At 32.8% G+C, this 19,663-nt stretch carries 18 protein-coding genes (1 of these 18 running past the window's edge); 6 read left to right on the top strand and 12 right to left on the bottom strand.

Annotated features, from left to right (window positions below; all coding sequences use genetic code 11):
* Both JJQ60_RS03140 and JJQ60_RS03145 read left to right on the top strand, forming a co-directional pair.
* Positions 1-783, top strand: the 3' portion of a protein-coding gene (locus JJQ60_RS03140; RefSeq protein WP_201916527.1) for a LytR/AlgR family response regulator transcription factor. The gene continues 72 nt to the left of window position 1, outside the view; 783 of the gene's 855 nt are visible here — the last part of the coding sequence; its start codon lies off the left edge, out of view; it ends in the stop codon at positions 781-783.
* Between the two features lie 159 nt (positions 784-942).
* Positions 943-1,542 (top strand): hypothetical protein, encoded by a 600-nt coding sequence (locus JJQ60_RS03145; RefSeq protein ID WP_201916529.1) that lies wholly within the window; start codon positions 943-945, stop codon positions 1,540-1,542.
* Positions 1,543-1,630: 88 nt separating this feature from the next.
* Here the strand turns inward: JJQ60_RS03145 and JJQ60_RS03150 are convergent, their stop codons facing one another.
* Positions 1,631-2,443 carry a hypothetical protein gene (locus JJQ60_RS03150; protein WP_201916531.1) on the bottom strand — a complete coding sequence of 271 codons (813 nt, stop codon included), beginning with the start codon at positions 2,441-2,443 and terminating at the stop codon, positions 1,631-1,633.
* Between the two features lie 290 nt (positions 2,444-2,733).
* On the opposite strand from JJQ60_RS03150, the gene JJQ60_RS03155 reads away from it, so the two are divergent.
* Positions 2,734-3,243: a DinB family protein gene (locus JJQ60_RS03155; protein WP_201916533.1), complete on the top strand. Its 510-nt coding sequence runs from the start codon at positions 2,734-2,736 to the stop codon at positions 3,241-3,243.
* 36 nt (positions 3,244-3,279) lie between these two features.
* On the opposite strand, the gene JJQ60_RS03160 is transcribed toward JJQ60_RS03155, so the two are convergent.
* The 11 genes from JJQ60_RS03160 to JJQ60_RS03210 all read right to left on the bottom strand — a co-directional run bounded on the left by JJQ60_RS03160 (position 3,280) and on the right by JJQ60_RS03210 (position 17,069).
* Positions 3,280-3,513 (bottom strand): DUF6095 family protein, encoded by a 234-nt coding sequence (locus tag JJQ60_RS03160; RefSeq protein WP_201916535.1) that lies wholly within the window; start codon positions 3,511-3,513, stop codon positions 3,280-3,282.
* Entirely contained in the window at positions 3,500-4,315 is an 816-nt protein-coding gene (gene murQ, locus JJQ60_RS03165; protein ID WP_201916537.1) for an N-acetylmuramic acid 6-phosphate etherase, read from the bottom strand. The genes JJQ60_RS03160 and murQ overlap by 14 nt, the downstream gene beginning before the upstream one ends.
* A 51-nt stretch (positions 4,316-4,366) precedes the next feature.
* Positions 4,367-5,194: a DUF4249 domain-containing protein gene (locus JJQ60_RS03170; protein ID WP_201916539.1), complete on the bottom strand. Its 828-nt coding sequence runs from the start codon at positions 5,192-5,194 to the stop codon at positions 4,367-4,369.
* Between the two features lie 4 nt (positions 5,195-5,198).
* The gene (locus JJQ60_RS03175) at positions 5,199-7,577 is read right to left on the bottom strand and encodes a TonB-dependent receptor (protein ID WP_201916541.1); all 2,379 of its coding nucleotides are present in this window, start codon (positions 7,575-7,577) and stop codon (positions 5,199-5,201) included.
* Between the two features lie 316 nt (positions 7,578-7,893).
* Positions 7,894-8,508 (bottom strand): hypothetical protein, encoded by a 615-nt coding sequence (locus JJQ60_RS03180; RefSeq protein ID WP_201916543.1) that lies wholly within the window; start codon positions 8,506-8,508, stop codon positions 7,894-7,896.
* 137 nt (positions 8,509-8,645) lie between these two features.
* Positions 8,646-10,871, bottom strand: a complete 2,226-nt coding sequence (locus JJQ60_RS03185) for an NADP-dependent isocitrate dehydrogenase (RefSeq protein ID WP_201916545.1) — start codon at positions 10,869-10,871, stop codon at positions 8,646-8,648.
* A 984-nt stretch (positions 10,872-11,855) separates the two neighbouring features.
* A complete protein-coding gene (gene rplS / locus JJQ60_RS03190) occupies positions 11,856-12,206 on the bottom strand; it encodes a 50S ribosomal protein L19 (RefSeq protein ID WP_201916547.1) in 351 nt (116 codons plus the stop codon).
* 133 nt (positions 12,207-12,339) lie between these two features.
* On the bottom strand, positions 12,340-13,017 hold the full coding sequence (gene trmD / locus JJQ60_RS03195) for a tRNA (guanosine(37)-N1)-methyltransferase TrmD (protein WP_201916549.1): 678 nt from the start codon (positions 13,015-13,017) through the stop codon (positions 12,340-12,342).
* 69 nt (positions 13,018-13,086) lie between these two features.
* Positions 13,087-13,704, bottom strand: a complete 618-nt coding sequence (locus tag JJQ60_RS03200) for a tRNA (guanine-N1)-methyltransferase (protein WP_201916551.1) — start codon at positions 13,702-13,704, stop codon at positions 13,087-13,089.
* Between the two features lie 360 nt (positions 13,705-14,064).
* On the bottom strand, positions 14,065-15,513 hold the full coding sequence (locus JJQ60_RS03205; protein WP_201916553.1) for a glyceraldehyde-3-phosphate dehydrogenase: 1,449 nt from the start codon (positions 15,511-15,513) through the stop codon (positions 14,065-14,067).
* A 140-nt stretch (positions 15,514-15,653) separates the two neighbouring features.
* A complete protein-coding gene (locus JJQ60_RS03210; RefSeq protein ID WP_201916555.1) occupies positions 15,654-17,069 on the bottom strand; it encodes a trypsin-like peptidase domain-containing protein in 1,416 nt (471 codons plus the stop codon).
* Positions 17,070-17,234: 165 nt separating this feature from the next.
* Here JJQ60_RS03210 and dapF point away from each other — a divergent pair, with 165 nt between their 5' ends.
* From dapF to mltG, 3 genes are read left to right on the top strand one after another with little or no spacing between them, the layout of a single operon-like run.
* The gene (gene dapF / locus JJQ60_RS03215) at positions 17,235-18,020 is read left to right on the top strand and encodes a diaminopimelate epimerase (RefSeq protein ID WP_201916557.1); all 786 of its coding nucleotides are present in this window, start codon (positions 17,235-17,237) and stop codon (positions 18,018-18,020) included.
* On the top strand, positions 18,014-18,541 hold the full coding sequence (locus JJQ60_RS03220) for a GNAT family N-acetyltransferase (protein WP_201916559.1): 528 nt from the start codon (positions 18,014-18,016) through the stop codon (positions 18,539-18,541). The genes dapF and JJQ60_RS03220 overlap by 7 nt, the downstream gene beginning before the upstream one ends.
* Positions 18,531-19,574, top strand: coding sequence for an endolytic transglycosylase MltG (gene mltG / locus JJQ60_RS03225; RefSeq protein WP_201916561.1), 1,044 nt, complete (start codon positions 18,531-18,533; stop codon positions 19,572-19,574). The genes JJQ60_RS03220 and mltG overlap by 11 nt, the downstream gene beginning before the upstream one ends.
* Positions 19,575-19,663: the final 89 nt, after the last annotated feature.

Raw genomic sequence — 19,663 nt, forward strand, 5'->3', positions numbered from 1 at the left:
GTATTTAGTATTTTGGTGTTTCTACTGCTCGTATTATTTCAACCCTTTGAATATAGATCATACTCATTGGCCAGAATAGTTGGAGATTCTTTACTCTCTTCTTTTCTAGTTTTATTAGCGACAGCAAGTACTAGAATTGTTTTTCCATATCTATTTAAAGATTATTTGCAGAATAATAAGAGTATTTTTGTTCATGAATTGAAGAATGTTTTCCTGGACATTTCATTGTTTTTAATACTTTCCTTTGTTATTAATATGTTTTTTGCAGGCTTTACTACGATCACTTATTTCAATTGGTTAAAGCTTTCGATAAAGTATGTTCTAATCTTCGAAATACTTTTTATTCCTTTATCTTTATTTCTAAAGCATTATTTTCGATCTTATTCTACTTCTGACGAACAAGAAATACTGTCATTGCAACAGAATCAAATTGAAAAACTAAAGCTTACATCTAATCTGAACCAAGAGTATATTGAAATCTCTCCGTGTGATTTGATAATGATTAAAAGCTGGAATAATTATATAGAAGTTTTCTATACAAAAAATAACGAAGTGGTATCGAGTTTACTTCGTAATACTATGAACAATATTAATGCTATATTAGTTGAATATCCTTTTATAATAAGATGTCATCGCTCTTATTTAATTAATACTAATAAAATACAAAGCGTTGCCGGTAATTCTAGAGGATATCAACTCTCAGTAGAAGGAGTGGGGGATAAAATTCCTGTATCTAGATCAAAGATATCTTCGTTCAATAAGATTCATCAAGGGTTCAAGTAATAACGTTTTCTACACGTTTTAGCCATTACATACTTAATATCTGAATTCTTCATTAGGGTATTCTTCCATTTTACCACAATTACTTCCAGATCACCCCATTTTATTGCTTTTACATCAATAAAAATCTTGTTTTGTAAGGGTAATCTAATTTGTTTTTCTATGAAAAAAGTAATAAATAGTGTTCTTATATTTAGCATTCTACTTGGATGTATACAATGCAAAACGGTAAAGAAGGATAATCTTTTAAAGGCTCCAGATAACTGGAGGGGAGAAGTATTGAAATTTCCGTTGATCTTTGCTAGATCACTACCATATAAAGGTGAAGAACATATTCGCTTCGCTAAAGGATGGGGGGATACGACTAGTGAAGAATATTTTAGTTATGTATTTGTCTGGATTCTGGATGAGAGCTCAGGTTTCACAGCGGATAAAATTAAGGAGAATATGGATATTTATTTTACAGGGTTGATGAAGACAGGGTTGATTATAAAGCTGAGATTTTTCAAAAGGCTGCCCAAAACGTTAGTAATGATTAGTGAAGATGATCCCGAAGAAAACTCCTATAAAGGCAAAATTCGTGTATATGATGCTTTTTTTAAGAAAGAGGAAATTAATTTGAATTCTAAAGTATCTATATCATACTGTAAAAAGATAGATAAACATCTTGTTTTCTTTCGATTGTCTCCTAAAGAATTTGAACATGCAATATGGAAGGATCTTGATGATGTCAGAATTAAATTTGACTGCAATTTGATGTAAAGTTTTAAACAAAAAAACGGCATCTAAATAAGTAGATGCCGTCGTGAAAAATTTTATTTTGGGGCTACAAAATAAAATTCATTTTATATTAGTTTCCAGTGTATCCAGCAAATTGCTGTATAGCTGTTTCTGTAAGCTCTTTAGCTCTGTTTACATAAAAGTTTTTAGTATCGTTAAGTGACTCATTTTTTAAATCATTTTCACTTCTTAGATAATCTCTTTGTGATTCGAATTTTGATTCTTCATTTAAAACTACACTTAATTCTTGAAGTGCTATTTCTAACTTTTGAAGTGCTTTTTCAGCCTTGGATTTTATTAAAGATTGCTCTTTAAATTCAGCAGCTCTTTTAGCTTCTAACTCAGCTTTCATTTTATTTTGCATTGCAATTTGCTCTTCAAGCTCTTTTTGCTCGATAGCTAATTGTCTTCTTTTTTCTTCAAGCGCCTTTTGCTTTTCAGAAACCTCATTTTCTGCTTCTGCTATTTCATTCTCTTCTTCAATCGAAGCTTCTTCAGCATACATGTTATTTCCAGTACTAGCTTGGCAATATGTTAATTGCTCAAGTAGTTGAGAACCTAATTCTTTAGCACGCTTAGCAAAAAATCTACTGCGTTCATAAGTATCTTGCTCTAATGAACTTTGCATGTCAACTCTAGCTTGATATGCAGTTTCATTGGCTATTTTACAACCACATTCGTTAGCAAGGTCTTCCACTTTTTGAAAAGACTCAATAGCTTTATCTGCATATTCTTGAGTGTGATAAACATTATTCGCTCCATGTGCTTTTTTGCTATGAGAATATGCATAGCTTGCTGCAGTTAAAGCGTCATCATAAAGGTCTTGAGCATTTGCTTGAAAAGCAAAACAAGATAAAAATAAGATAAGTGCAATTCTTTTCATTGTAAGGGGGCTTTTAAATCACGAAGCAATAATACAATTTTTTTCATGTAATACCCAAAAAAAATGTCATTAATCGATAAAAAGCGCATTTTATCTTGATTTTTACGGGGAAACCTTAGTTTTTTGGAATAAATGTCCTACTGTTTTGTAAGAATAACCATTTTATTACATGAATATTTAAGAAACGATAATATTTATGTAATATTTTAACAACCATAAATAAATTTTAATTTTATGATTCTATACATATAATATGTAAGTTAATTATGTATCTTTCGTCTTAATATTTTATGAAACGATTAATTATATCCTCAATAAATCATAATCTTAATAATGCTGTTGCTTTATTAAAGTCTATAGATTCAAAAACGTATTGCGATGCTTCATTAGGGCCGTATTATTCTAGTATAGGTTCCCATATAAGGCATACTTTGGATTTTTTTGACTGTATTATCAATGGGTTAGATTCTAATGATATTGATTTAACCGCTAGAAAACGCGATGAAATTTTGTCTACTGACAAAGCTGCTGCAATACAACATATATATAATCTGCAAGAAACTTTATTGTCTTATGTTGATGTCAATACTGATTATTTGATTCATGTAACCGACAATATGGGGCAGGGTAAGGTGACCGTTAATTATACATTAGAAAGTATTCTGGCTCATGCTAATAGTCATACTGTTCATCATTATGCGACTATAGGCTATATACTTAATCATTTAGGTAAGGAAGTAAAAATTCCTGGTTTTGGATATAACCCAACAACTCCTATCAATAAAAGAGAGGGGATATAATAATTGTATTAACTCTACGATTAGTACGAAAATGTCCTATTTCTTACCAAATATGGAATTCATTATAGTCTTTAATCCTCTAAAAGCCATGAATATGGCAAAACCAGCACCTATTAGCCCTAAAACCAAAATGGGTACATATAACGGATGATCTTGATTTTTAAATGCAGAATGAATGATCACCGGGCTTATAAACATAAAGATAAGGGCTATAGCCATTCTCTGTACACCCTTTCCTAGTAATTCTTTATTGGTTCTATTGGGCTCCATAGTGATCAATTGCATTACGCACACTTCCATATTGCTTTAATAACTCGGCTGCTTGTTTTTTATCAATATGCAGTTCTTCCATAATCATGCGAGTTCCTCTATCCACTAGTTTGTTGTTGCTAAGTTGCATGTCTACCATTTTATTGCCTTTTACTCTTCCAAGTTGTATCATCGAGGAAGTAGAAATCATATTTAAAACCAATTTCTGTGCTGTTCCAGCTTTCATACGAGAACTTCCGGTAACAAATTCTGGTCCAACAATAACCACAATAGGAAATTGAGCAGTATTTGCTAAAGGACTTCCTTCATTACATGTAATACAACCTGTAATAATATTGTTATTGTTACAATGCTGTAATGCACTAATAACATATGGTGTTGTTCCTGAGGCGGCGATACCTATAACAACATCTTTTTCAGAAATATGATACTCTTTAAGATCTTTCCACCCTTGCTCAGAACTATCTTCTGCAAATTCTACTGCTTTTCTGATGGCATCATCTCCTCCCGCAATTAGACCAATTACCAAATCATGAGAAACGCCAAACGTAGGAGGGCACTCGCTTGCATCAACAACTCCTAATCTTCCACTGGTTCCGGCACCTATATAGAAAAGTCTACCTCCATTTTTTAGTTTTTGAACAATTTGGGTTACTAGAGCTTCAATCTGAGGGATTGATTTTTCTACAGCATTAGGAACTGTCTTATCTTCTTTATTGATGTTAGAAAGTAACTCATTAATGCTCATTTTTTCTAAATGATCATAGTCTGAGGTTTGTTCTGTAGTTTTTATAAAAGACATAGGTCAAAAGTACTGATTTTTGATTTCTGAATTACACACTATTTTCTTTTACTACAAATTTTTATCCTCAATAGTGAAGTCAATTCTATCTGCTTCAGATAAGTTGAAATATCCATAAGCAAAATTATCTTGATTTGTAGTATTAATAATATTGCCTCTTAATACCGATGGAGGGGCTAGAAAAGGATTTCCCCCATCTTGCTCACTTTGTTCGATAAGTAGAGTGGCATAATTGTAGTAACGTTGATCAACCCCTAAAATTTTAATTGTTACATCTTGTCCTGCTACCATATTTTCGTAGAAATATGAAAATTTAAAAGGTTGACCCTGGTAAAATCGATCTTCACTTGCAAGAAATAAACTAAAATCGAAATCAAAAAGATAAAAATCATCTCGACTTCCATCATCAGTAAAGGAAATAATTATCTCTGTTTCGTCATCATCAAAAAGAGTAGCATCTCCTTGTACGACATTGTCAATAGGGACTGTTGGGATAAGTTGAGTAGTCGCTACATAGGTTTCTCCTAAATAATTAACTGTTAATTCGTATGGAGTATTGAATTCAGGAAGAAAACCTAGTGTTTCTGGGATATAGAACCCATCTTCTCCCGACTCTACAAAATTAATAATTGAATCATCATTTTTATTGGTGATAAAAACATTTGCATTACTTACAGTGGGAACATTTGTATCAAAATACGGAGCTGATAATGTCAATCTAACTCCACCTTCCAAATTAACGGGAGTTTCGTTTGTATATAATTCAAATGAAGCATCGACAACTAATCTAGGATCACTAAAAAGAACGTCTACATCAACTACATCTTCACAACTTAGGCAAATCGTAATTGATATAAGTATATAAAATATTTTTTTCATTGCTCTAGAATTTAAAATTATAAGTTACCGCTGGTATAATTCCGAATATTGAAGTTCTAATGGCTTCATTTATAAACGTATCTTCATTTCTCGTAAATGTTATCGAAGCTGCATTTCTACGGTTATAAAGGTTGTAGATGCTAAAAACCCATTCACCTTTCCACTTTCTATTCTTATTTTTTCTGGGAGTTAAGGTAGCCGATATATCTATTCGGTGATATGCGGGTAAACGTTCACTATTTCTTAATCCATCGAATATTGGTACTGATAACCCTTGAAATTCAAACTGACCTGATGGATAGTTGGTCGGTTGCCCGGTCTGGAATACAAAATTGGCCCCGAATTTCCATTTTTCATTTAATTCATAAGACCCATTAAATGATATGTCATGAGTTTTGTCGTATGGGGTATTGTACCATTCGTTATTGCTGATCCCGGGTTCTTGAGGTGTTCTTCCTGGCGTTCGTTGTTCTGATTTTGATAAAGTATACGCCAGCCACCCTTTGAGTTTACCTTCGTTTTTTCTTAGTAACATCTCTAAACCATAGGCTCGTGCTTCACCGTTAAGAATATCTTGTTCTATAGCATTATTAGCAATAAGGTCAGCTCCGTCTATATAATCGATACGATTTTCTATGTCTTTATAAAAAACTTCGGTTTCTAGAGAGTATTTGTTATCGCTAATGTTTTTGAAATACCCTAATGCATACTGGTTTAGCAATTGAGGTTTTATGTATTTGCCACTAGGAGTCCAAACATCCAAAGGAGTAGGGGAGTTTGTATTTGATAAGAGGTGAAGATATTGCGCCATCCTGTTGTAGCTTGCTTTTATCGATGTGTTATCATTAAGTACATAGGCTAATGATACTCTCGGTTCTAAATTGGTAAAAGTTGCTATTTGATCACTTCTTTTAAAATTATCTACTCCAATGGGCTCTGCAGATTCATACACCTGAAGCTCTTCATTGAATAAAAGTGGAATATCATTTTGATATCTGTTCAATTCGTCTTGTCCCAACCGTATAAAATTGCTTAGCCTTAGTCCATATTGTAATGTTAAGTTGTCTGAAACTTTATGTTCTGCATCTATATATGCTCCAAATTCGTTTGCATATTTATCGGTTAGTTTTTCTCTATTGATTCCAGAATCATTACTATTTGGCTTTATTTCTCCAGGATTAAATTTAAAATAGATGTTGTTGATCCCGTAATTGAGCTGAAAGTTGTTGCTTATATAATGCTTCAAATCATATTTTACATTAAAATTTCTAATTCCGGAATCCCATTCAAAACCTACAAACCCTAGTTCCAAGCCATAAAAATAATCTGAATATATCAAAGATAGATTGGAGAATAACTTATCTGAAAACAGATGATTCCAACGTAAGTTAAGTACCGTATTGCCATAAATGTTTTCAAAACTTTCGGATATACTAAATACATCACGTCCAAAATACCCAGAAAGATATACATTGTTATTATCGTTAATTTTATAATTCAATTTTGTATTTAAATCGTAGAAATATGCTGAGTTTTCGTTATCAAAAAGTGGTAAGAATAGGTGAGCATATGATGCCCTACCTCCTATAAGAAAGGCGCCGCGGTCTTTAACTATTGGACCTTCGGCAAGTAACCTGCTTGATACTGCCCCAATACCTCCATTCATTCCAAACTTTTTACTATTACCTTCTTTTTGATAGATGTCTAATACTGAAGAAACCCTCCCACCATACTTCGCTGGGATTCCTCCTTTATAGAGTTTGATATCTTTTATAGCATCTGGGTTAAATACAGAGAAAAAACCAAAAAGATGAGAGGAATTAAAAATAGTCGCTTCATCAAGTAAAATCAGGTTTTGATCTGCCGCTCCACCACGCACATTAAACCCTGATGCACCCTCGCCGGCACTTGTTACTCCAGGAAGTAATAAAATAGATTTAATCACATCAGCTTCTCCTAAAACTACCGGTACCTGTTTAATTGTGGCAGCAGAAAGTTTGTTGACACTCATTTGTGGCGTTTTAATATTCAGTTTTTCGGCTTTTTCGGTTATAATAACTTCATCAAGCATTTCGGATGACTCAGATAATTGAAAATTTAGCTTTTTATCTTCATTAAGATTAATTTCTTGGATGAGATCCTTAAATCCTAAATAGCTTATTTGTAATTTATAATTTCCTTGAGGTAGTGTGATAGAATAAAAACCATACTCATTAGTAACAACACCTTTACCTATTTCAGGAAAAATGACATTCACGCCAATTAAAGTTTCGTTACTTGACTGTTCGGATATCGTTCCACTAAGTGTAAATTTTTCTTGAGCTGTAACAGATAAATTTGTAATAAATGCTAAACAGAAACTAAATATGACGAGTTTTTTCAAGATATGCTGGTTTTAATAGAATACATATATACAAGACCCTAAATCAAGAGAAATGTTGCGTTCGATGTTAAATTATGTACTTTTTTATCTACACTGTAGTTGTTGTGTCAAAGTTATGTTGAAGTCATTTTTTATCAAAAAACTATATACTAACTTAGAATATTTGTCTACCAGCAAAATTTTATAATCCATAAACAAAAGTTATTTAGATTCAAAACTACAGACAATTTTGATAAACTAATGTTATTTAATTATTAAAAAAAAGCTTCTTGGAGAACCCTCTAAGAAGCTTTTTTCTTTACAGCGTTAGATACTGTTATTTCAGACTTATTTTTAAGTTGTTGTAGTTATTTGAACGGATACCGATGATACCAGCAACAGTTTCTCCTTTTTTTATTGTTTTACCTTTTAGATTATGTAGTTTAATCTCTTCTTTGAATTTTTTATTGGCGGATCCTGCAGTAATGGTGTTGATTGCTGTAACTCCAGGGCCAATTACTAAACCGATCGGTATAGAAGAGGTAGTTTCTTGCTGCCCAAATTCATTAGTTTTTGTAGTAAAAAGATTAATAGGGGTTAGCAATAGATAGAGAAAATAGGTTGCAACATTTTGCTTTAGTGGTTTAAATATTTCATCATTTTCTAACATATTGATTTTTGATCCCTGGTTATTTGTTATAATCATACTGTTTCCAAAAGTTATGTCCTTGTCAGAATTATTTGTAACCTTGATTGCGACTACATTAATATTCTTTTTTAATTCTTTTTTAGCATATTTCTTTTTAAGAACATTGTATTTATATTCGATTTTAACATTGTTTTGCTCATCAGAAGAAGCATAGTTTTGATTTTTGGGATTTATGTTTACATATCCCGTTGCGCAGCTATTCATTAAAATAATAAGGCTAAGCAATAAAAAGTTTGTTTTCATTTAATTTGATTTACTTTTTTAGTTAATGTTATGAGATGAGAAAATGTTACTTCTGATTTATATATTATTACTCAAAAAAAAACCTTGCATAGAAATTTCTATGCAAGGTTTTTTTGTAGTCGTATTTTTTTAAATACTTATGCGCTTATGATAGTATTTAATGTTTTACTAGGTCGCATTGCACTAGATACTTTTTCAGTATTTGGCCAATAATAACCTCCCATATCTACTGCGCTCCCTTGGGCATTATTCAGTTCATCAATGATTATGGTTTCATTATCAGCTAGCTGTTTGGCAATTATAGTAAATTCTTCTTGTAATGCTTTGTCCTGAGTTTGTTCTGCAAGAGCTTGAGCCCAATACAATGCCAAATAAAAATGACTTCCTCTATTATCAAGTTCGTTAACTTTGCGAGAAGGAGATTTTTTATTATCTAAAAATTCTATTGTAGCTTGATCTAAGGCTTCAGCTATAATCAACGCTTTCGAATTATTGTTTGTTTCTCCTAAATGTTCTAGAGATACAGCTAGTGCTAAAAATTCACCTAAAGAATCCCATCTTAAGTGTCCTTCTTTGTTAAATTGTTGAACATGTTTTGGAGCAGAACCTCCGGCACCCGTTTCAAAAAGCCCTCCACCATTCATTAATGGTACAATAGATAGCATTTTGGCACTAGTTCCAAGTTCAAGAATAGGGAAAAGATCTGTATTGTAATCACGTAATACATTTCCTGTAACTGAAATAGTATCCTGACCATTTTTAATTCTTTCTAAAGAAAAACGAGTTGCTTCTACTGGAGACATAATTCTAATATCAAGACCTGTAGTATCATGCTCTGGTAAGTACTGTTCTACTTTTTTAATTAACTCAGCATCGTGGGCTCTATTTTTATCCAGCCAAAATATAGCCGGAGTATTTGTGGCCTTTGCTCTACTTACAGCAAGTTTTACCCAGTCTTTCACTGGTGCGTCTTTGGTTTGACACATTCTCCAAATGTCACCTTTTTCTACAGCATGTTCTATAAGTACATTACCCGATGTATCTGTTACACGAACAGTACCATTTCCTTGGATTTCAAAAGTTTTATCATGAGACCCGTATTCTTCTGCTTTTTTGGCCATAAGCCCAACATTGGGTACTGTACCCATTGTAGTAGGATCAAAAGCACCATGTTTTTTACAGAAGTCTATAGTTTCTTGATATATACCTGCATAACTGCTATCAGGAATTACAGCTTTTGTGTCTTGAGTGTTTCCATTAGCATCCCACATTTGCCCAGAATTTCTGATCATTGCTGGCATTGATGCATCGATAATTATATCACTTGGAACATGTAAGTTGGTAATTCCCTGATCAGAGTTTACCATAGCTAATTTTGGGCCTTTCTCGTAGCATGCTTGTATATCTGCTTTTATCTCAGCGCGTTTAGCATCAGGAACTCGTTTCAGTTTATTGATAAGATCCCCAAACCCATTATTTACTTCTACACCAATTTCTTCTAGAATTGCTGAATGCTTTTCAAAAACATCTTTGAAAAATACTTCTACAGCATGACCAAAAATGATAGGGTCAGAAACTTTCATCATCGTTGCTTTCATGTGTAAAGAAAACAATACGTCTTTCTCTTTAGCGTCTTTTATTTGTTCTTCAAGAAAAGAAATGAGCGCTTTTTTACTTAATACAGTTGCGTCAATTACTTCTCCTTCAAGTAATTTAGTTTCTTCTTTCAGAGTTGTGGTATTTCCATTTTTATCAATGAAATCGATTTTTACAGTATCAGCCTTTGAAAGAGTAACAGATTTTTCATTAGAACGAAAATCTCCATTTGACATGGTAGCTACATGGGTCTTAGAGTCTGAACTCCATGCCCCCATAGAATGCGGGTTTTTTCTTGCGTATTGCTTAACTGGTTTAGGTGCTCTACGATCAGAGTTACCTTCTCTTAAAACCGGGTTTACAGCACTACCTTTTATTTTATCATATCGAGATTTGATGTCTTTTTCTGCATCGTTCTCTGGTTCTTCAGGATAGTTAGGTAAGTCAAACCCTTGAAGTTGTAGTTCGGCAATGGCAGCTTTTAATTGAGGAACAGAAGCACTTATGTTCGGAAGTTTTATAATATTGGCTTCTGGTTTTTGTGCTAATTCCCCAAGTTCAGCAAGAGCATTAGCTTGCTTTTGTTTGTCGGTTAATTTTTCAGGAAAAGTAGCTAGAATTCTGGCTGCAAGAGATATGTCTTTTATTTCTATGGTGATATCTGCAGCTTTTGTGAATTTTTCAACTATTGGTAGAAAAGAATAAGTTGCTAAAGCAGGTGCTTCATCAGTTTTGGTGTAAACAATCTTTGAGGTATTAACTCCCATAATTTTTAATTTTTTATCAAGGTATCTCTTTATTCGATTACAACTTAATAGTTTTTGATACCATATTTATCATTATACTATTGTTCAAGAAAATACTTAGTCGTTTAATTTCTCTTTTATAAACAATATAGATGGTGTTTTTAAGCACATCTCTAATATATTGTGTTTTACAATAGTAATATTCGGAGAATTTCCGAGCGCGAAGATACAAATCTAGCAAAGCATATGCAACCTGTGTCTTGTTAGTTTTGCGTTAAAGAGACTGAATTGTATTTTCTTAAAAAATTAAGAAGAAAGTATTGTGAAATCTAAAATGTGTAGTTTAATATTATAAAATGCCTAAAATTAAAAAGCCATATCAAGAATACGAATATTTTGATATGGCTTTATCGGAAATAATTTTTTTTATGTTAGCTGTTTTACCCGCTATTAAATAAAAACTTTCGTTATTTATAACATGTTTTTTATTTCCGGATTTTAAGTAGAATTTTAATCTTCGTCATTGAACTATGATTGGATTAAATAGTATTCTACTCAGACGACTAATATGAGTGATTGTGTTTATAAATTACAGTGTAATTATTTAAATTTTCACTCGTATAGTCTAATGCCATTTAGTTTAAGAAGGTGTCAAAACTTAATTTTTTCTTTTGAATTTCATTTTGAAATGATTTTAAAGTAAAGCCCTTAAAGTTATTTCAAGGATGTACTCAAAAAAATAACTTTCGTCTCATATTTATCTTAAATCTAAAGATGGTCTTAAAAATGTTCAAAGAACGTATTGTGTGAACTACATACTTAGGAATCCTTGTGTCATCTCTTAATTATGTAATTTCTTCTATAAAGATAAGAAAAATCGATAATGATATCAATACTTGTTATATCATTAGTTATCAACTGGTTATGAACTGCAGTTGTTAACTTTTGTTCATAAAAAAAGGTTGCTCAAACAGCAACCTTTTTTGACTTGTAAAAAAGAAGAAATTAGCTTCTTCTTTCTTTAATACGTGCTTTCTTACCAGTAAGTCCTCTAAAGTAGAATATACGAGCTCTACGAACTTTACCTCTTTTATTTACTTCAATTTTTTGAAGTGCTGGTAAGTTTACAGGGAAAATACGTTCTACACCAACAGTACCAGACATTTTTCTAATAGTAAACGTCTCTGTAGCTCCGGCACCTCTTCTTTGGATAACAACCCCTCTAAAGAACTGTGTACGTGTTTTGTTTCCTTCTTTAATTTCGTAATAAACAGTGATAGTATCACCAGCAGAGAATTCAGGCATCTCTTTTCTTGCAACAAACTCGTCTTGTACGAATTTTACTAAATCTTCCATTTTTGATATAGTTTCTTGGGTTTTATTAAAACAACATTCACGATTTTCGCCAGAGGTTGATCCAATCAGGGTGCAAAAATAAGTATTATTTGATTATCTGCAACTATTTTTAAAGGTTTTATTAGTGTGAGGCTTACTCGTCTAGCAAATCTGGTCTACGCTCTTTTGTTATTTGATATGCTTGCTCTTCTCTCCAGGCTTCTATTTTTGGAAAATTTCCTGAAGTCAATACTTCCGGAACTTTCCATCCTTTATACTCGGCGGGTCTAGTATATATTGGTGGAGCTAATAGATTATCTTGAAAAGAATCTGTTAGGGCAGAGGTTTCATTACCTAATACCCCAGGTATTAGTCTTATTATAGCATCACATAAAATCAATGCACCTAATTCACCTCCAGAAAGTACATAATCTCCGACAGATATTTCTTTGGTAACAAAGTGATCTCTTACTCTTTGATCGACTCCTTTGTAGTGACCACATAGTATGATAAGATTACCTTTTAATGATAGTTGATTTGCTATTCTCTGGTTAAGAGTTTCTCCATCTGGGGTCATGTATATGACTTCGTCATAATCTCTCTCTGATTTTAACTTAGAAATACACTTGTCTATGGGTTCGATCATCATTACCATACCTGCGCCACCGCCAAATTGATAATCGTCGACTTGTCGATAATTGTCGGTAGTATACTCTCGTAAATTATGTAAATGTACCTCTACTAATCCCTTTTCTATGGATCGCTTCATGATAGAAGCTTCAAAAGGACTTTTTAAAATGTCTGGTACTACCGTAATAATGTCTATTCGCATTTTTAAGAAATTCAACTAAATATTGCCTGCAAAGATGCGAAAGAATATAATAAAAATCTAAAATTAAGTTTATTTAGCCCCAGCTTTGCGCTGCTTATTAATTTCGTCCTGAAGTTTGCGCATTACTTTTTGTTCTCGCTCTAAAGCTCTGCGTCTATGGTCTTCAAATTCAGCTTCGGTCTCTGCTAAAGTCTTTTTGGCTTGCTGCGTAATGGTGTTACTGTTTTTAAACTTGAATATGAAGAAACCAAGTAGCAGCAGAAGTCCACCTACGATTAGCCACATAATAGTCATGTAGGTTGATTTGGTTATAGAGGCGCCAAAAAAGCTCATGCTGTCTTTTTCGTTAGTAACAGCCGTTAGATCCTCATTTGTTTTTGCTAATGATTCTTCTAATCCGGTTATAGTAGATTTTTGTTTGGTTATCTGAAGGTTTGTTTCTTTTAATTTTGATTCGAGAGTTTTTATAGAATCTAAGGTATTTGCTTTTAATTTATTTACCCAAACCTGCTTGATAACTTTATATTCTTGGTATCTTCCGGATTTTTGTATTACGATATCAAATTGCTCCTCTATTTTTTGTTGCTTTAAAGCTTGCTCAACAGTTACATTTTCCTCCTGCCCATTGATCATTTGAGGAAATGATAGTAATACGGTTAAAACGAATAGATAATGCGATAATTTCATGTGATAGTATTCTTATTTTATAATTATATATTCCAAAATTTCACCTGTTTTTGAAGCGTAGGTGAATACATAAAAACTTTTCCTAGTTAAAAAAATCGTTGAAAGGCTTTTTAATTCCTTTCGCTGTTCTTAATTTCTTCTGTAACGATAATAAATGTACGATATTGTAAGTAATTAAAAAGTTTTTTTTGTAAGAATTTTTGATAAAATAAGTTTTGTTTTAACCTGTTGATTTAAAATGTGTTATCCAGATTTGTTAGGCGATGTTTTTTGAAAGTTGTATTTGGTTTTTTATGCCTTAAGTTTTAGGAATAAAAAAAGCCGTTACATATGTAACGGCTTTTAAGAGTTGTTTTACTACTAATAGTATGTAAAGCGTCTAACTTTTGCAATATATTTGGATAGCCTTATTACCTGATGACTATATCCATATTCATTATCATACCATACATATAGTACTGCATTATGACCTTTTGGATCAACAATTGTAGCATTGCTATCGTATATAGATGGTGCAGAAGAGCCAACAATATCGCTAGACACGAGTTCGTTATCCAAAGAGTATTTGATCTGTTCTACTAAGTTTCCTTCTAATGCATATTTTTTTATTACTGCATTCATACTTTCTTTAGAAGCCTTTTTTTCTAAATTAAGATTAAGGATGGCTAATGAACCATTAGGAACTGGTACTCTGATGGCATTAGAGGTTAGCTTTCCTTCAAAACTTGGTAGTGCTTTTGAAACTGCTTTTCCAGCTCCTGTTTCTGTAATTACCATGTTAAGAGCCGCTGCACGACCTCTTCTATATTTTTTATGCATATTGTCAACCAGATTTTGGTCATTTGTATATGCATGTATAGTTTCTAAGTGGCCATTAACTACTCCAAAACTCTCGTCTACTGCTTGTAAAATTGGGGTAATTGCATTAGTTGTACATGAAGCGGCAGAAAAGATATTTACTTTATCTGGATCGTGTTCTTTGTGATTTACCCCATGTACAATATTAGGAATACCTTTTCCAGGAGCAGTAAGTAATACTTTATCAACACCTTTTGCTGCTAAATGTCGGCTTAATGCTTCTTCATCTCTAAAAGCTCCTGTATTGTCAATAATTAGAGCGTCGTCTATTCCATATGTTGTGTAGTCTATATCTTCCGGATTATTAGCACTAATGATATTTACGGTAGTGCCATTAATAATAAGTGCACTATTATCAACATCGGTTTCAACAGTACCTGCAAAATCACCATGTACAGAATCATTTCTAAGTAAAGAAGCTCTTTTTTCTAATACTTCTTGGGTAACCGCACCTCTTGTTACTATAGCTCTAAGTCTTAATTGGCTTCCTTTTCCAGTTATGGTCATAAGCTCTCGAGCGACCAAACGACCAATACGTCCGAAACCATATAGGACTACATTTTTTGGTGAAATTGGTTTAAATTCTTTGGCGTCTTTTAATTTGTTTTGCACAAAACGATTTATAGAGCCATACTCATCACTTGCTAAATGATATTCGTAGGTGAGTTTACCGATATCTAGTTTTGAAGGTGGTAAATCCATTAGTTTAATAGCTTGTGCAATTTCTACAGAATCAAAAATTGAAATTGGTTTTTGTACAAACTCTCCTGCATACTCGTGTAGATTGATAATCTCACTTACATTTTTGTCGATCAATTGATTTCGGAAAAGGACCAACTCTATAGAGTTGTCATACCATAAATCGCTTACAGTTTTGATAAATGCCACCGTAGCTCGGCGTCTATCTGCCTGAAAGGCGAGTTCTTTTTCATAAACTTCGTTAGAGCTCATAATTCGTTGTGTTTTTATAGTCTTGAAATTTCGTGCAAAAGTATATATTTCAAACGTTTTCGTGAAACTTTTTTAATAAAAAACTCCCATTACTTTTTTTAAGCAATGGGAGATGTGATTTTATCTAGCTTTTTGGCTTGTTACTGAAAAACAAATTCTCTCTTTTCGCCATTACGATCTATCAAACTAATTGTGATATCCTCATCTTTGTATTTGTTTTCAATAATTTCTTTTACCTCAAGAACACTTTTTACTTTTTTACCATCGATCTCACTGATAATTAGTCCTTCTAGGTTGTATCTTTTCATTCTAGAGCTTAATGCCTTGCTAATAACCACCCCATGATCCAGGCTGAATTTCTTTAAATAATCCTTTGGTGGATTAACAACTTCAACCCCAACATCATCTATATTATAACTCTGAATTTCATATTTTGATAATGTTACTGGAAAAACAATTTCTTCGTTTTTTCTTAACACTTTAATATTAATTACGTCTTTAGGTCTTTTACTATTTACATACCCGGTCAAATCTGCAAATTTTCTAATAGGTAATCCGTCAATTTCTTTAATAACGTCTCCTTCTTTTATACCTGCTTTTTTTGCTCCACTTTTTTCGGCTACAGATGCAACAAACACTCCTTGTGATGTGGCAATGTTGTATTCTTCCATAGCTTTTGAGTTAATAGTACCTCCGGTAATTCCTATGATACCTCTCTGTACGTCGCCAAACTCCAATATGTCTTCAACTATTTTACGGGCATTGTTTGAAGGTACTGCAAAAGCATATCCCACATAACTTCCTGTTTGTGATGTAATTGCTGTATTAATGCCGATTAATTCACCATTAACATTTACAAGCGCGCCACCACTGTTTCCAGGGTTTATAGCAGCATCTGTTTGTATAAATGATTGTGTATTATTATCTCTCTCGTTAAGGTCTCTTGATTTTGCACTTATTATACCTGCGGTAACCGTCGAAGTAAGGTTAAATGGATTACCCACAGCAAGAACCCATTCTCCAATTTTAGCGGAGTTTGAGTCTCCGAAAGGGATGTAGGATAATTTTTCATCGGCATCTATTTTGATCAATGCGATATCAGATTGAGGAGCAGTACCGATTACTTCTGCTTTGTAAGATTTATTGTTGTTTAGTGTAACTTCTAGGTCGGTGGCCCCATCAATAACATGATTGTTGGTAACAATATATCCATCTTCTGTAATAATAACTCCAGAACCAGCACCTTGAATTCTTCTTTCTTCGGCTCCTCCGTTTCTCAAATATTCCATCAGGTTTCTGGGGGTTCTGCTAACTCCATATTGTTTTACGTGCACCACTGCATTTACCGTTTTTTCTGCAGCTACAGTGAAATCTGCTCCCGCATTAACAGGATAAGTGTTAGAATTAGCAACAGTGTATGTAGTAGGAAATACATTAGGTTTGGATTCGCTCTCAGTAATAACTGTAGGTTCAGGTTCTAAAAATACTTTATAGGCTCCTAATGTTAGTATTCCGGCAAGAATAGCTACAGTTAATAAACTCAAAAATCTTTTCATCTTCGTTTTCTTTTGTTTAATTTATTTTAGTACTGCTTTAATAGACTATAGATAACTTTTAAAATTACAATTATAGTATACTTTTTTTATGATATTTAACTCACAATTAACAACGGTTTTATGTTAACATTCTTTGTACCTTTGCTCGATATAATGTAAAGAATAATGACACTTACTTTTTATAAATATCAAGGTACAGGTAATGATTTTGTCATCATTGATAATAGAGAACAAATACTCTCCAAAAATAATACCAAATTATTTGCTAAGTTATGTGACAGAAAATTTGGAATCGGAGCAGATGGGTTGATGTTGTTAGAACTTCCTGAAAATCAAGAAGATGATTTTACTATGGTGTATTTTAATGCCGATGGAAATGAAAGCTCTATGTGTGGTAATGGTGGCAGATGTCTAGTAGCTTTTGCTGCCTTTTTAGGAGTTGTTAAGCATAAGGCTACTTTTACAGCGATTGATGGAAAACATCATGCGGAGATTAAGAATGATTTGGTGTATCTTCAGATGCAAAATGTTTCTGAAATAGAGAAGCATGATTCTTATTTGTTTTTAGATACAGGGTCTCCTCATCATGTTGCAATGGTAGAAGGCTTGTCTGATTTTGATGTTTTTACAAAAGGGAGAAAAATCAGGAATGGCGCACCTTATTTTGAGTCTGGTAGTAATGTAAATTTTGTAGAAAAGAAAAATGGAAATCATTTTGCCGTTAGAACCTACGAAAGGGGAGTAGAGGATGAGACGTTGTCTTGCGGTACCGGAGTAACCGCTGTTGCGCTTTCTATGCATGCTACACAGCTAACAGATAAGCAGGAAGTTATTATACATACACTTGGAGGAGAGCTTAAGGTTACGTTTAAACAAACTGCGAACGGATATGAAGATATTTATTTGATAGGACCAGCAAAGCAGGTTTTTAAAGGAGAAATTGTATGTTAACGTTAAAAGGTGAACATATCTATTTAAGAGCTCTGGAGCCAGAAGATCTTGATTTTATTTACACCATTGAAAACGATGAACAGGTCTGGGAAATGAGTTCAACTCAAACTCCGTATTCTCGGTTTTTGATAAAACAATATCTGGAAAACGCCCATAAAGATATTTATGAAGTGAAGCAATTAAGATTAGTGATCTGTTCTATCGATCATGCAGTATTAGGGCTTATCGATTTATTTGATTTTAACCCTACTCATAATAGAGCAGGGGTTGGGATCTTAATAGCCGAAAAAGAAAATAGGGGCAAAGGTTATGGAAAAGAAGCCTTGCAACTTATGATAGACTATGGAGCGACCCATCTTCGTTTACATCAGTTATATGCTAATATTTCTGAAGATAATCTATCTAGTGTGAAATTATTTGAAAGTCAAGGATTTACAAAAATAGGTGTAAAAAAAGAATGGAATTTGGTAAACAATATTTATAAAGACGAATTTTTATATCAATTAGTATATGTACATTAAAAAAATAGTATTAGCAATTGTATTAATAGGCCTTGTAGCTGGAGGAATTTTTGCATATTATGTATATCAAGCAGTTTTTTCTCCAAACACAAATTTTGAATCAGAAACTACAGAAATGTATATTCCTACAGAGGCTACTTATACAGAACTTGTAGAGTTGATAAGTCCTTTAGTGAAAGATATTTATAGTTTTGATCGAATAGCAAGAAGAAAGGGATATGTAGATAATATTAAAGCAGGCCGATACATTCTAAAAAAAGGACTAAATAATAATGATATTATTAATGTTTTACGTAGTAAGAACACTCCAATTAAACTTAGCTTCAATAATCAGGAAAGATTAGAAAACCTTGCTGGGAGAATTGCTGCTCAAATTGAGGCTGATAGCACTTCTTTAATACAAGCTTTTAAAGATGTTACTTTTTTAAATGAAAAGGGGTTCACTGCCGAAAGTGCTTTGTCTATGTATGTGCCTAATAAGTACGAGTTTTTTTGGAACACTTCTGCAAGTCAATTTAGAGATAGAATGTTTAAAGAGTATAATCGATTTTGGAATACAAATCGAATGTCTAAGCTCGAAAAAATAGGCTTAACTCAGGCTGAGGCTACTACTATAGCTTCTATCGTTCAAAAAGAAACAGCAAAAGTAGATGAAAGACCTAGGGTAGCTGGAGTATATATGAATAGATATAAGAATGGATGGAAATTAGATGCAGATCCTACTGTGATCTATGCTATTAAGAATCATCGTAATGATTGGGATACAGTAATCAAAAGAGTTTTGTATAAAGATTTAGAGTTAGATAGTCCTTATAATACTTATAAATATAAAGAATTACCTCCTGGTCCTATTTCGATGCCAGATATCTCATCAATAGATGCGGTTCTAAATTATGAAAACCATGAATATTACTTTTTTGTAGCCGATGTTGAGAATATGGGGTATCACAAATTTGCAAAAACACTCAATCAACATAATCGAAATAAAAAACAGTATGTAAATTGGGTAAATAAACAGGGAATTAAACGATAAAAATACGTGTCGAATATTGCTCCCAAAAAAATCGATAAATTGCATTCTCTTCGATAAATGGTATTCGATTTATTAACAAAATCCCAATT

The organism is Aquimarina mytili (genome assembly GCF_016735115.1).
GTDB lineage: Bacteria > Bacteroidota > Bacteroidia > Flavobacteriales > Flavobacteriaceae > Aquimarina > Aquimarina mytili.